At 68.2% G+C, this 14,909-nt stretch carries 3 protein-coding genes (1 of these 3 cut by a window edge); all 3 read left to right on the top strand.

Annotated features, from left to right (window positions below; translation table 11 throughout):
• The first annotated feature begins 1 nt into the window (after nt 1).
• Nucleotides 2-835 carry an ABC transporter permease gene (locus C6V83_RS16035; RefSeq protein WP_105943238.1) on the top strand — a complete coding sequence of 278 codons (834 nt, stop codon included), beginning with the start codon at nt 2-4 and terminating at the stop codon, nt 833-835.
• A 277-nt stretch (nt 836-1,112) separates the two neighbouring features.
• Nucleotides 1,113-6,008, top strand: coding sequence for a non-ribosomal peptide synthetase (locus C6V83_RS16030; protein ID WP_234353773.1), 4,896 nt, complete (start codon nt 1,113-1,115; stop codon nt 6,006-6,008).
• Nucleotides 6,005-14,909: the 5' end (the start) of a non-ribosomal peptide synthetase gene (locus C6V83_RS16025; protein ID WP_108702778.1), read on the top strand. Its footprint extends 21,581 nt past the window's final position; the window shows 8,905 of its 30,486 coding nt (coding positions 1-8,905); it begins with the start codon at nt 6,005-6,007; its stop codon lies off the right edge, out of view. Before C6V83_RS16030 ends, C6V83_RS16025 begins: the two co-directional genes overlap by 4 nt.

Raw genomic sequence — 14,909 nt, 5'->3', positions numbered from 1 at the left:
GGTGTCGGTTCTCGCGAACGCTCCCGTCCTCGACCAGCAGTCCAGTGCTCTGCCGGAGCGGTCCTTCCGCGCGTGGTGGCACCAGACCCGGGTGCTCGTCGGTCGTCAACTGCTGGTCGCCTTCCGGGACCCGGCGACCCTGATCCAGGTACTGGTGTTTCCCGCGCTCACGATGCTGATGTTCAAGGTGGTGCTCGGAGACGTCGTCAGCAAGGCGACCGGCACGGACAGTGTCTACGGCACCGTGCCGTTGATCCTCCTCACCAGCACGATGTTCGGGTCCGGCGTGTCGGCGATCCGGGTCGTGATCGAGCGGTCGACCGGTCTGCTGAGCAGGCTGTACGTGCTGCCCATCAATCGCGGCGCGGACTTCTCGGCCCGTGTTCTCGCCGAGACGGTCCGGGCGCTCGCGACCTCTATCGCTCTGGTCGCGGCGGGGTTCCTGATCGGGTTCAGATTCACGCAGGGCATCGGGCCCGCGCTGGGCCTCTTCGGCGTAGCCATGCTGTACGCGACGGCGTTCGCCATGGTGACCCTCGCGGTGGCCGTGATCTCCCGCCCGGGGCTGCCGCTGGTCGCCTACATCGGGCTGCTGACCACACTGATGATGTTCTTCAACTCCGGCTTCGCTCCGGTCGACGGCTACCCCGGCTGGCTGCAGCCGATCGTCGCCAATCAGCCGATGTCGCCCGCGATCGAACTGATGCGTTCGCTGGCGGCGGGTGGTCCGATCACCGAGAACCTGATCAAGGTGATCATCTGGGCCTTTGTCGCCCTGGCCCTGACGACGTACCCGGCGATGCGCGGCTACCGCAAGGCGGCGGCGAACGCATGACGATGTCGATCGAACGAACGGTTCTGTGGGAAGTGTGTCACCGCACCCACGGCGAAATCCGCAGGTCATCCTGGCCACCCCGCTCTGGGGCCGGCAGTGAGGTCACAGGTTGGGTGCTTCCGCTGTCGCCGGGCAGGAAGAATGGGACCGTTACGAGATGGCATGTGGAACGAGAGGGAGGGGCCGCACCCGACGGACGGTTTGAGTACAGCTGGGCCCCGTACGGGGTTGACGCGGTAGTGAACGACGAGCGGGTGCATCGAGAGGTGAGAGCGCAGTGGCGCAGCAGGTAGACGCCGGGAATGCGGCGAGGGAAAGCTCGGGAGTGGCCGGTCGGCGACCCGGGTTGCTTCCGCTGACCCCGGCCCAGCGCGGAATCTGGTTCGCCGATCGCCTGACGCCCGATTACTCGGTCAACATCGCTCAATACGTCGACATCCGGCACGAACCGGGCGAACTCGATCTGGATCTGCTCGCCGACTGCACTGAGGTCGTCGGCCGGGAGCTCGAATCGCCGTATCTGAGGATCGTCGAGGTCGACGGCATTCCTATGCAGTACGTCGATCCGGAGTACGACCAGAAGGTCGAACGGATCGACTTCCGGTCCGCCCCCGATCCCCTCGGCGAGGCCAAACGCTGGATGCTCGCCGAGTACGGTCGCACGATCGACCTGATCCGGGATTCCCTGGCCGCATCGGCGCTGATTCGGGTCGCCGACGACCACACGATCTGGTACTTGCGTGGACATCATCTGGTGATCGACGGTTACGGCGCCATGACCATGCTCAAGCGAGTGCTGCGCCGCTACAACACACTCCGTGCCGGGGGCGTGGTCGACGCGAAGCCCGGCGCGACGCTCGCCGAACTCAACGAGTACGCCTACGGATACGAAGACAGCAGGCGGCGGGAGACCGACCGGGCGCACTGGTCCGAGCGAGTCCGGGACCTGCCCGAGGGGATCGGCCTCGCCGACCGGAAGAGCGCCGTCTCGCCCTCGTTCGAGAACATCGTGAGCGAACGGGTGCTCACCGCGGATCTGCAGAATGGCATCGAAGCCCTCGCTCATGCCCTCGGCAGTTCTCCCGCGGTGGTGGTCACCGCCGCGTTCGGCGCCTATCTCGCGAGGATGAGCGGCTCCGACGACGTCGTCCTCAGTCTGCCGGTGGCGGGCCGGCTCACGGCGAAGATCAAAGACTCGGCGGGCATGGTCTCCAACGTCGTCCCGGTACGACTGCAGGCGCACGCGGCGGCCACCGGCCGGGAGCTGATCGCGGCGACACTGCTGGAACTGACGGGTGCGCTCCGCCATCAGCGGTATCGCTCCGACGACATCCGCCGGGATGCGGGCCTGTCGAGTGCCTCGATGTCCTTCGGCCCGACGGTCAACATGATCTTCTTCGACACGCCGCTCGCCATCGACGGCGGGGAACTCGACTACCACATCCTCGCGGCCGGAGCACTGGAAGACCTGCTCGTGATGCTCTACCAGCCGGGGCCGGACGCTCCGCTCTCGGTGGATCTGCACGGCAATCCGGGCCTCTACACCGAGGAGACGCTGGGCGCGCACCACGCGCGGTTCATCAGCTTCCTCGACCGATTCGTTCGCACCATGCTCGACGATCCGGATCGGTCCCTCGCCGAACTGAGCCTGGTGCCGCGCAGCGAGCGTGAGGCGCTCACGCGGCGTGCGCGCGGTGCCCAGCCGTCCACCCTGCGGGACATCCTGAACCGGGGCGAGGCGCTGCGCCCGCCCGATGCGGTGGCCGTCATCGGCGCGCAGAGCATCGGGGCGCAGCAGTTCGAGCAGGCCACCAACCGGCTCGCCCGCGAGCTGATCGCCCGGGGCGCCGGACCCGGCTCCGTCGTCGCCGTCGACATGGCGCGGTGCGAATGGTCGGTGGTTGCGTGCGTCGCGGTAGCCAAGACCGGCGCCGCCTTCGTCAGCGTCGATCCCCGGCACCCGGCGGAGCGGCGCGAGATGATGCTCGCCGACGCCGGAGCGATGCTCGGCCTGGCACTCGGTGGCGTCGGGATCGAATGTCACCTCGGAACCGATTGGATCGTCATCGACGACCCGCAGGTGCAGGAGGCGCTCGCGGCACACAGTGCCGAGCCGATCACGGAGGCCGAACTCCTCCGGACTCCGCAGCTCGACGATCCCGCCTATCTGATCTACACCTCCGGCTCGACGGGTACGCCGAAGGGCACCGTCGTGCCCAACCGCGGTCTCGCCAACCTCGTGGAGAACCAGCAGCGGGTCTTCGGTCTCACCGAGAACTCACGTGTCCTGCACGTCGCCTCGCCGAGCTTCGATGCGTCGGTCTTTGAGATGCTCATGGCGCTCGCCCCCGGTGGCCGGCTCGTGGTCGCCGAGGTGAACACCTACGCGGGTCAGGAGTTGGAACGCCTGATCTCCGAGAACGGTGTGAGTCACGCCGTCATGACGCCCTCGGCGCTGCGCACCATCGATCCCGCCGCGGTGCCTTCGCTGGAGGTGGCCCTCAGCGCCGGCGAGGCGTGCCCGCCCGACCTCATGCGCCAGTGGAGGGCGGCGGACCGCGCCTTCTTCAACCTGTACGGACCGACCGAAGCGACGGTCTGGGCGACCGGCGACGGCCCCTACGAGCAGGACGACGAGATCACCATCGGTCGCGGCCTCGACGGGGTCGGCGCACTGGTGCTCGACGCCGCGCTGCATCCGGCCCCCGTCGGCGCGACGGGTGATCTCTACCTCACCGGTGATCAGCTCGCTCTCGGGTACCTCCACAACCCCGGCCAGACCGCGGCCGCCTTCGTGGCGAGTCCGTTCGAGCCTGGCACGCGGATGTACCGCACAGGCGACCGTGCCGCACGCCGCGCGGACGGGCGGCTGGACTTCCGCGGACGGAGCGACTTTCAGCTCAAGATCCGCGGGATGCGGATCGAGCCGGGCGAGGTCGATGCCGCGTTGCTGTCGCACCCGGACGTCGGCAACGCATTGAGTCTGGGTGCGCAAGGGCCCGCCGGCGACACGGTGCTCGTCTCCTACGTGAGTCTCGTCGAGGGTTCGGACATCGGACCCGACGAGGTGCTGGAGTTCGTGTCCGCGCACCTGCCGCCGCACCTGGTGCCGCACACCGTGATGGTGATCGACGAGTTCCCGACCACGCTCGTCGGCAAGATCGACCGTCGGCGGATGCCCCGGGTGGAGTTTCATTCGTCCAGCTCGGAGTACCTCGCACCGCGAACCGCGCTGGAAGAGGCCATCGCTCAGGTCTACGCCGAGATGCTCGACGTCGAACGGGTCAGCGTCCGGGACAGCTTTTTCGCACTGGGCGGGACGTCGCTGTCGGCGGCGCGGCTGGCGGCCCGGCTGTCCGAGGCGGTGGGTCGTTCGGTCACCGTGCGCACCATCTTCGACGGCGACGACGTCGCCGGCGTCGCCGCCGAGGTCGAGAAGCTGACTGACACCGATCGCGGTCCGGAGCTGACGGCGCTCGACCACCCCGGCCCGGTGCCCGTCTCCGAAGCCCAGCGCGGCATGTGGCTGCTCAATCAGGCCGACATCGACTCGGCGGCATACAACCTCCCGCTCGTCCTCCGGCTGCGGGGATCGCTCGATCTCGCCGCGCTGCGGGGGGCCGTCGCCGACCTGGTGGAACGCCAAGCGCCGCTGCGCACCCGCTACCCGATGCAGGGGGGCACCCCGATGATGGTCGTCGAGCCGGCCGAGGTGATGCTGGCGTCCCTCGACCTGGAGCCCGTCGACGTCACCGGGCCGCTGGAGGCGGCGATCTCCGAGGTCACCGATCGTGGCTTCGACGTGGCGACGACCGTGCCCGTCAGCATCCGCCTGTTGAAGGTCGCCGAGGACGATCACGTGCTGGCCTTCGTGATCCATCACATCAGTGCTGACGGTGCGTCGATGGCGCCGCTGGCGCACGACTTCATGGTCGCTTACGGTGCTCGCCACTCGGGCGAGAGTCCACGGTGGTATCCGCTGGCCGTGCAGTACGCGGACTACGCCGTCTGGCAGGAAGGGCGGCTGTCGGCGTCCGACGACGACGGGGTGACCCTGCGTGACCGGCAGGTGAACTACTGGCGCGAGCGCCTGACCGGAGCGCCGGAGTCGATCGAGCTGCCCGCCGACCGGCCGCGGCCGGCCATCTCGAGCGGGGCCGGCGGGACCATTCATTTCGACCTGCCCGCCGACCTGGTGGTGGACTTGGAGAGGGTCGCGCGTCAGCACAACGCCACGCTGTTCATGGTGACCCATGCGGCACTCGCCCTGCTGCTCGGAAGGCTCAGCGGCAGCACCGACGTGGTGGTGGGCACGCCGCACGCGGGACGCGGGCAGGCCGTGCTCGACGACCTCGTCGGAATGTTCGTGAACACGCTGGCCTTGCGTACGGCCATCGACCCCGGCATGCCGTTCGGCGCGTTCCTGGAGCAGGTGCGCGATGACGATCTGGCCGACATGGCGCATGCGGACGTGGCCTTCGAGTCGGTCGTCGCCGAGCTCGGCGTGCCGCGCTCGAATGCGTTCAATCCGGTGTTCCAGGTGGTGTTCTCGTTCCAGAATCTCGAATTCCCGGCGGTGGCCCTCGATCGTCTGACGATCACCGCGGTGCCCGAAGCCGACACTCCGGCTAAGGTCGACCTGCAGTTGACGCTGTTCCCGAGCGACCCTATCGCGCTCGGTGCGCGCACCGCCGACGACGCGATCCGCGCGGAGCTGCTGTATTCGGCGGACCTGTTCGACCAGCGCACCGTGCAGGTGTTCGCCGATCGCTATCTGCGGGTGCTGGAGACGATCGCCGCCGATCCCGAAACGATCCTGGGTGACATCTCGATCGCGACGCCGGACGAGGTGGCCGCCGTCGAGGACGCCGTCACCGAGATCGATACCCCGCTCAGCGACCTGGTCGCGCAGGCCGCCGTGGCCGCTCCGCAGATGCGCGCGGTGAGCGCGATGGGCACGGAGGTCGACTTCGCGACGCTCTCCGGAACGGCTTCGGTGATGGCCGCGGCCATGGCCGATGCGGATGCGGCACTGACCACGGCGCTGCTCACAGTGGTTCCCGGGCTCGCCGCGGCGGGCGCCGAGGCCCTCGGTGACGCACTCGGAGAATTGCGCCGGCACGCCTTGGAGGCCACCGGCGTACTCGAACCGGAGGGATCCCAGCCGAAATGACACTTCCCACGCCAACGGGACTTGAGTTCGCTCGGCTGTGGGGAGGCTCCCCGGCCGTCGTCGATCAGATCGCCTTTGTGGCCGCCGTCGATCCGGACCGGATCGTCATCGATCGCGAAGGTTCCCCGGTCACCTTCGCGAGCTTGCATGCCCAGGTGTCGGCGACCGCGGGTGTGCTCGCGGCACAGGGTCTGGACGCGGGTATCGCGGTCAACGCGGCGATCACCGGAGCCCTCCCGGTCACCGAGCTCTCACCAGATGAGATCGCGGCGCGTTCGGCCGCGGTCCTGTCCGGGATCGCCGCCGCGGTGTACGACGCTGCGGGCAGCGAAGACCTCGCCTCGATGCCGGGGATCTTCCGCGGCGTGGCCCGCCGTCAACCCGACCGGGTCGCCGTCTCGGACCTCGACGGAGGCTCGCTGACCTACCGGGAGCTCGATGAGCGCTCGGACACCCTCGCCGCGGGGCTGATCGCCGCGGGGGCGGGCCCGGAGACCCGGGTCGGCGTGGCGCTGCCGCGCACCGTCGACCTGATCGTCGCCCTGGTGGCAACGCTCAAGACCGGTGCCGCCTATCTGCCGCTGGACACGTCGCACCCGGTCGACCGGCTGCGTTCGATCATCGACGACGCCGCGCCCGTGCTGATCCTCACCGATCCGGCCGGGCGGGAACTGTGGGCGGGCACCGGTTTTCCGCTGATGACCGTCGACGAGGCGGCCGGCGGGGCCACCGAGCCGGCGCGGTCGATGATCCCGCGCGCGGTCGACCCGCGCCACGCCGCGTACGTGATGTACACGTCGGGCTCCACCGGCCGGCCCAAGGGCGTCGTCGTGACGCACGCCGACCTGGTCGCCCTGCTCGGGGCGCTGGCGAACGAGTACGACTATTCGCCCGACGACGTGTGGAGCATGTTCCAGTCGTACGGCTTCGACCTCTCCGTCGGCGAGATCTGGCCGGCGTTGGCCTTCGGCGGGCGTCTCGTCGTCCTCGACTACCTGACCACGCGGGCTCCCGACGAGTTCGTCAAGGTGCTCGAGCGCGAGCGGATTTCCGTCGTCAACCTCACCCCGTCGGCGTTCTATCAACTGGCCGCGGCGGTCCGCGAGCCGGCGCCGGGAAGGTTGTCGCCGTCGGTGCGCTCGATGATCTTCGTCGGGGAGGCCCTGGACTTCGCGCAGGTGCGCCGCTGGTTCGACGATCGCGAGCGGTACGACGGCAATGACGGACCTCAACTCAACAACATGTACGGCCCGACCGAGGCGACCGTCTATCTGACGCGGCGGGAGCTGACCCGGGAGTTCGTTCGCGAGACCCTCGCCAGCGACGTGGGCACTGCGCTGCCGACGTCGCGCGTCTACGTGCTGGATGCGCGCTTGAAGCAGGTTCCCGACGGGGTGCCGGGCGATCTCTACCTGGCCGGTGACCAACTCGCGCGCGGTTACGACGGCCGCTTCGATCTCACCTCGACCCGCTTCGTCGCCGATCCGTTCGGCGAGCCCGGCGACCGCATGTACCAGTCCGGCGACGTGGCGATCATCCGCGGGGGCGGCCTGGAGTTCCTCGGCCGCGCCGACGATCAGGTAAAGGTGCGCGGCTACCGGATCGAGCTCGGTGAGGTCGAGGCCGCGCTCGAATCCGCCGACGGTGTCAACGCCGCGGCCGCCGCGGTGAAGCAGCGCGACGGCTTTCCGGAGCAACTCGTCGGGTACGTGGTCGGCACGATGCCCGACGGCGGCTCCCTCGATGCGGCGAAGGTACGCGAAGCGGCATCCTCGAAGGTGCCCGACTACATGGTCCCGGACGTCGTGATGGTGCTGGACCGGCTGCCCCTGAACGTCAGCGGCAAACTGGACCGCCGCGCGCTGCCGAAACCGGTCGTCGCCTCGCAGGCCGAGTTCGTGGCCCCGGCGAACCGGGTGGAGCAGCAGCTCGCCGGGATCGTCGGCGAGGTGCTGGGCCTCGACCTCGTCAGCGTGACCCAATCGGTGTTCGAACTGGGCGGAAACTCGCTCCTGGCCGCCAAGATCGTCGGACGCGCCTGCGAGGTGCTGGGCGTCTACGTGAACATGCGCGACATCTTCGCCGCGCCCACTGTCCGCGGACTCGCGGCGAAGGTGAGCGAACTGGGCGCGGCGTTGCCCGCGCTGACCGCTCCGGACACCCGCCCGGACCTGCTGCCGTTGTCGCTGGCGCAGGAACGGATGTGGTTCATCAACCGGTTCGATCCGGACGACCCCGCCTACAACATCCCGATGACGCTGCGCATCGGGGGAGACCTGGACCTCGACGTGCTGCGCGCCGCCGTCGGCGACGTGGTGGCACGGCACGAAGTGCTGCGCACCGTCTTCGCCGACGTCGACGGCGTCGCGGTACAACTGATTTCGCCGGTGACCGACATTCCGGCGAAGCTCGATTGGCGAATCCTCGACTCGGCGGAGCAATTCGCCGGGGCCGCGGCGGAGGGGTTCGACGTCACGACGTCGTGGCCGATCCGCGTGCTGGTCTGGCAGAGCGCGCCCGGGGAACATCTCCTCGGGCTGATCGCCCATCACATCGGCGCGGACGGCGAGTCATTGCTGCCGCTGGTCGCGGACCTGGTGACGGCCTACACCGCGCGGCGCGGCGGTGAGATCCCGAGCTTTTCGCCGTTGGCGATCCAGTTCGCCGATTTCGCGCTGTGGCAGCGCACGGCGCTCGGCAGCCCGGACGACGCGTCCTCGGTGCTCGGCGCGCAACTCGCGTACTGGCGTGGACAACTCGCCGGCCTCCCCGACGTCTTGGAACTGCCCGCGGATCATCCGCGGCCGGCCCGGGCGTCGCACCGCGGTGAACAGATCGACTTCGGGATCTCGGCCGCCGTCGCCGGCCGGCTGACGGCACTGGCGCGGGAACTGGACGCGACGCCCTTCATGGTGCTGCACGCCGCGCTCGCGGTGCTGCTCGCCCGGCTGTCGGCCACCGACGACATCGCCGTCGCGACACCGACGGCGGGCCGCGGCCAAGAAGTCCTCGAGCCGCTGGTCGGCATGTTCGTCAACACTCTGGTGCTGCGTGCGCACGTCGATCCGGCCGCCTCGTTCCGCACGCTAGTCGAGCGGATTCGCACCGACGACCTCGACGCCTACGCCAACGCGGACATTCCGTTCGAGGCACTCGTGCAGGCGCTGGATCCGGTCCGCAGCGAAGCGTTCTCCCCGCTCGCCCAGGTCATGTTGTCGTTCGATCCGGCGGCTTCCGCGGCCGCCGCCGGCCTCGAAGTCGCCGGGTTGACGATCGCCTCGGTGCCCTCGCCGGTGATTCCGGCCCAGGTCGACCTGACGGTGACCATCGCAAGTGCCCCGGAGTCCGAGCCGTGGTCGGGTGCGGTCGTCTACGCGACCGACCTGTTCGCGTCGTCGTCGGCGCAGCGGTTCGCCGACCGATTCGTTCGCCTCCTCGGAGAATTGACCGCCGCGCCGGATCGGCCCATCGGTGACGAGCCGATACTGCTCGACGGAGAGCTCGCTGCGCTCAAGGAGCTCTCGTCTGGTCCGGTGGTCGATGTCGCGGCTGGATCGATTACGGATGCTGTTGCGGCGCAAGTCGTTTCGACTCCGGATGCCGTGGCGGTTGTATTCGATGGTCGCGAGGTCACCTACTCCGAGTTCGGTGCGCGGGTCGCCACGCTCGCACGCGAGTTGATCGCTGCCGGGGTGGGCCCGGAGAAGGCTGTCGGCGTGTGCATCGACCGCAGCGTCGAATTGCTGGTGGCGGTACACGCGGTGACCGCTGCAGGAGGCCAGTACGTGCCGGTCGATCCGGGTGCTCCAGCCGAGCGCGCGCGGGTGATGCTGGAGACCGCGGGTGCAGAGTTTGTGCTGGTGGCCACCGGAGTCGTACCCGCGCCGGTATCGGGTCTGCCGGGTGTGCGGGTGGTTGTGGTCGACGCTTCCGGCGAGGTGGCAGCGGCCACGGCTCCGGTCACCGACGCCGACCGCTTGGCGCCGGTGAGTGCGGACAATGCGCTGTACACGCTGTTCACGTCGGGATCCACCGGTGTGCCGAAGGGCGTCACGGTCTCGCACGGGGCTGCAGTGAACCTGCTGGAGTGGATCTGCGGTGCGGCGATCTCACCGGACAGTCGGGTGTTGCTGAAGACCCCGGTCACGTTCGATGCTTCGGTGTGGGAGTTGTTCGCCCCGTTGATGGCGGGGGCGACGATGGTCGTTGCGCGGCCGGATGGTCATCGCGATCCGGAGTATCTGGCGCAGGTGATCGAGGCGCAGCAGATCACGGTGGTGCAGTTCGTTCCGTCGCTGTTGGCGATCTTCGTCGAAGATCCTTCAGCGAGTCGGCGGCTTGATTCGCTGCGCTTTGTGCTCAGTGGGGGCGAGGCGTTGTCGCAGGCGGTGTTCGAGCGGATCGCCTCGATCGCACCGAAGTCACAGGTCATCAATCAGTACGGTCCGACTGAGGCCACGGTCGATTCGGTGGTCGCTTTCCTGGAACGGGGCTGCCGGGTGGGGATCGGCCTGCCGACCCCGAACACGCAGGCCTATGTGCTTGATGACCGGCTGCAATTCGTGCCCGAGCAGGTCCCGGGAGAGTTGTATCTGGGCGGCGCACAGCTCGCGCGCGGATACGCTGATGCGCCCGGGTTGACCGCTGAACGGTTCGTCGCCGACCCGTTCGGGGCGGCGGGTTCGCGGTTGTACCGCACCGGTGACCTGGTCCGGCGGCTGGCCGACGGTTCGCTGGAGTACCTGGGACGTACCGATTTCCAGGTGAAGTTGCGGGGTCAGCGCATCGAGCTCGGCGAGATCGAGTCTGTGATCGCCGCTGGAGCGGGTGTGGTTCACGCGGCGGTGACCGTCACGCAAGCACCGACGGGTGGCGAGTTCCTCGTCGCTTATGTCTCGCCGGCGTCGGTGGATGTCGAGGCGTTGCGGGAGCATGTGGTGGCGGCGTTGCCGGAGTACATGCAGCCGTCGGTGTGGACGGTGCTGGACGAGGTGGTGCTCAATACCGCGGGCAAGCTTGATCGTCGGGCGCTTCCGGCTCCGGACTTCAGTGTCGCCGGGGGTGAGTATGTGGCTCCGGTGGGTGCGGCCGAGGAACAGTTGGCGGCCATCGTGGGTGGTCTGCTTGGTGTCGACCGGGTGTCGGTGGCGGAGTCGTTTTTCGCGCTGGGCGGCGATTCGATCATGTCGATCCGGTTGGCGTCGGCGGCGCGGGCGGCCGGCTGGGAGCTGTCGCCGAAGGACATCTTCGAGAGTCGCACCGTGCGCAAGATGGCGGTGATGGCCGCCGACCCGAACCGCGGCGTGCCGCTGCTCGACGATCCACCGGGTGGTGGTGCGGGACCATCGGTCATCCGGCCCGCGGTGTCCTGGATGGTGGAACTCTCCGACACCGCGCACGATTTCGCCGACTTCTCGCAGTCTGCGGTGCTTGTTGCGCCCGAAGAACTCACCGCACAATCGCTCGGTGAGGTACTGGGTGCCGTCGTCGCCGTGCATCCGATGCTGTCTGCTCGGTTACGCGAGGTGGACGGCGAGTGGTTGCTAGACGCAGGCACCGGGTTCGATGCCGACGTCGCGGTCATCGAAGTCTCCTCGCCGCACCCGCTCGACTCCACCGGGTTCGATTCGGACCTGCGTACTGCATTCGACACGGTGGCGGGGCGGCTCGACCCGTCTCGCGGACGACTTGTTCAGGCTGCGGTTGTTCGAGGCGCTGACGACCGCGCCCGGACCGTGCTGGCGATTCACCACATCGGGGTCGACACGGTGTCCTGGCCGGTGATTATCGAGGACCTGATTACCGCCTGGGCCCAGCGGCAGGACGGTGTTCCATTCGGGCTACGTGTCGAGGAGACCAGTGCGCGGGCCTGGGCTGCGGCGGTCGCCCACCGCGTGGACACTTTTGAGGACCAATACGGCTACTGGCTTCAGCGACTTCCAGAGCGGCCGACCAATCTCGGCACCGAATTCGATCGCGACAGGGACCGGGACAGGACCGCGTCCACGGTCCTGCACCACGTCGCCGCCGACGTTGCCGATGCCATTCTCGCTTCGGTGACCCATGCGTTCCAGGGGAACGTCAACGACGTCCTCCTCGGCACCTTCGCGCGTGCCCTGCGAGGTTGGCAGGAGTCGCGCGGGATCGCCGACGAGGCGCCGGTGTCGGTGCTCGTCGAGGGGCACGGCCGCGATGAGGAGATTCTCGAGGCCGGTCCCGAGCCGGTTCGTGCCGACCTGTCGCGCACGGTGGGCTGGTTCACCACCCTGATCCCGATGAGCCTCGATCCCGCGGGCGATGTGGTGCACGCGATCAAGGCGGCCAAGGAAGAACGCCTCGGCATTCCGGACCAGGGTGCCGGCTTCGGTGAACTGCGGTACCGATCCGGCGGCGAGTTGGCCGAGCGGCCGTTGCCGGCCATCCTTTTCAATTACCTCGGCTCGGTGGCTGAAAGCCGCAGCGAGACCGAGTTTCCGTTCACCCCGGTGGGCGAGGCGCTGGAGTTCCCCGTGTCGCCGGCAGGCCGGATGGGCATGGCTGCGGCGTTGGTGATTGACGCGGTGGCCGTCGCGGGCGAGGGTAGCCGACAGTTGCGGGTTCGATTCCGCTTCCCCGATGCGGTACTGGATTCCGCTGCTGTCGCCGAACTCGGCGAACGCTGGTCTGTGGAACTCGCCGCTGCAGTCTCCGCGGCGACCTATGCGGACGTCGGCTTGTCACCGTCAGACGTGCCAGGTTCCGGTATCACCCAGGGCGAACTTGATCGCTTCGCCGACGAGTTCCCCGGCGCCGAGGTGTGGCCGTTGACGCCGCTGCAGCAGGGTTTGTACTTCCAATCCAGCCTCGCCGGGGCCGATTCCATCGACGCCTATCACATTCAGGTGCGCATCCGGTTCGCCGGTGACGTCGATGAAGAGCGCCTGCGTGCGGCGATGTCCGCGCTGCTAGCTCATCACCCGGTTCTTCGATCGGGGTACCACACGATCGGTGCCGGCATCGTCGCCGTCGTGCCGGTCGAGGTGCCGGTCGCGCTGCGTGTCGTTGATCTCGGCGGGATGGACCACGATCAGGTCGAAGCCCACGTCGACGAGATCGCCGATGCGGAGCGGATCGAGCGGTTCGACTTGACCGCGCCTCCGTTGATGCGGGGCGCCCTGGCCCAGCACGACGAGGGGGCCGATCTCGTGGTCACCTCACACCATCTGTTGTTCGACGGATGGTCGGGCCCGCTGGTGATGGCCGATCTGCTCGCGTTGTACGCCACGGGTTCGACCTATACGCCCGTTCTGGACCGGAGTTTCGCCGACCATGCGCGCGCACTCGCCAGCCGCGATGCCGCCGCTGACATCGCGGCCTGGCGCGAGGTGCTCGCCTCGGCCGAAGGGCCCACGCGGATCGCGCCGGCCACTGGCTACGCAACAGACCGATTACCGCAGGACTACGAGTTCACACTCGACGCGGATCTGCTCGCCGATGCTCACCGCCTGGCGCGGAATGCCGGCGCCACCCTCTCCACTGTGCTGCAGGGAGTGTGGGCGGTCCTTCTTTCCCGAATCACCGGCAACCGCGTGGTCACCTTCGGCGAGACCGTCTCGGGACGCCCGGCCGAACTCGACGGCGTCGATTCGATGGTGGGCATGTTCATCAACACGTTGCCGGTCGTGGTCGACACCGACCCGTCGGCGACGTTCACCGATATCCTCTCCGCTCTGCAGCACGACAAGATTCGCGTGCTCGGCCACCAGCAGGTGGGGCTCCCGGAACTGGCGCTCACAGAGCCCGGTGCGCTGGAGTTCGACACGCTGTTCATCCATGAGTCCTACCCTGTCGACGCCGAGTCGATCTCGTCGGTCCGGGCGGGCGGTCTCGAACTGCGTGATGTCAGCTTGCGCGATGCCACGCATTACCCCGTCACATTCGTCACTGGTGAACGCGATGGTTCGCTGGTGGCGAACCTGAAATACCTGCCCGGCGTCTTCGACGACGCTCAGGTCGCCGGCTTCGCTGAAGCCATCGAGCAGATCCTCCGCGGAGCTGCCGCGGACCCGACGATCCTGATCGCCGACCTGCCGTTGATGAGCGCCGCCACCAGCGAGCGAACGTTGGCCGAGTCTTACGGTGCGGTCGTCGAGGTTGCGACCGGATCGGTCGCCGATGTGATTGCTGCGCAGATCGCGCGGACGCCGGAGGCGACGGCGTTGATGTTCGGTGAGCGTGAAGTTTCGTATGGCGAGTTCGGTGCGCGGGTGAATGTGCTTGCGCGAGAACTGGTTTCGGCGGGGGTGGGGCCTGAGGTCTCGGTGGCTGTGGCGGTGCCGCGATCCGTGGAACTGTTGGTGGCGATCCATGCGGTGACCGCAGCCGGCGGCCAGTACGTGCCGGTCGATACGGCTGCACCGGCCGATCGTGCCCGGGTGATGCTGGAGACTGCCGGTGCCGAGTTGGTGTTGGTGGCTGCTGGCACCGTGCCCGCGCCTGTTGCCGATCTCGTCGACGTGCGTCTGCTGGAGGTGGATGCGTCCGGTGACGTTGATCTGGCGACTGCCGCGGTGACCGATGCGGATCGTTTGGCGCCGCTGCACGGTGACAGTGCTTTGTACACGTTGTTCACGTCGGGGTCGACCGGTGTGCCCAAGGGTGTGACGGTGTCGCACGATGCGGTCCTGAACCGCTTGTGGTGGGGTCTGGACGCGTTCCCGTGGGGCGTGGGCGACAGGGTCGTTTTGAAGACGCCGTACACGTTCGATGTGTCGGTGCCGGAACTGTACGCGCCGCTGATGTCGGGTGCGACGGTCGTGGTGGCGCGTCCGGATGGGCATCGGGATCCGGGGTATATCGCGGATCTGATCGCCGAGACCGAGGCGACGAGTGTGCATTTTGTGCCGTCGATGTTGTCGGTGT

This window comes from Gordonia iterans, from assembly GCF_002993285.1.
GTDB lineage: Bacteria > Actinomycetota > Actinomycetes > Mycobacteriales > Mycobacteriaceae > Gordonia > Gordonia iterans.
This window is presented reverse-complemented; position numbering and strand designations above follow the sequence as displayed.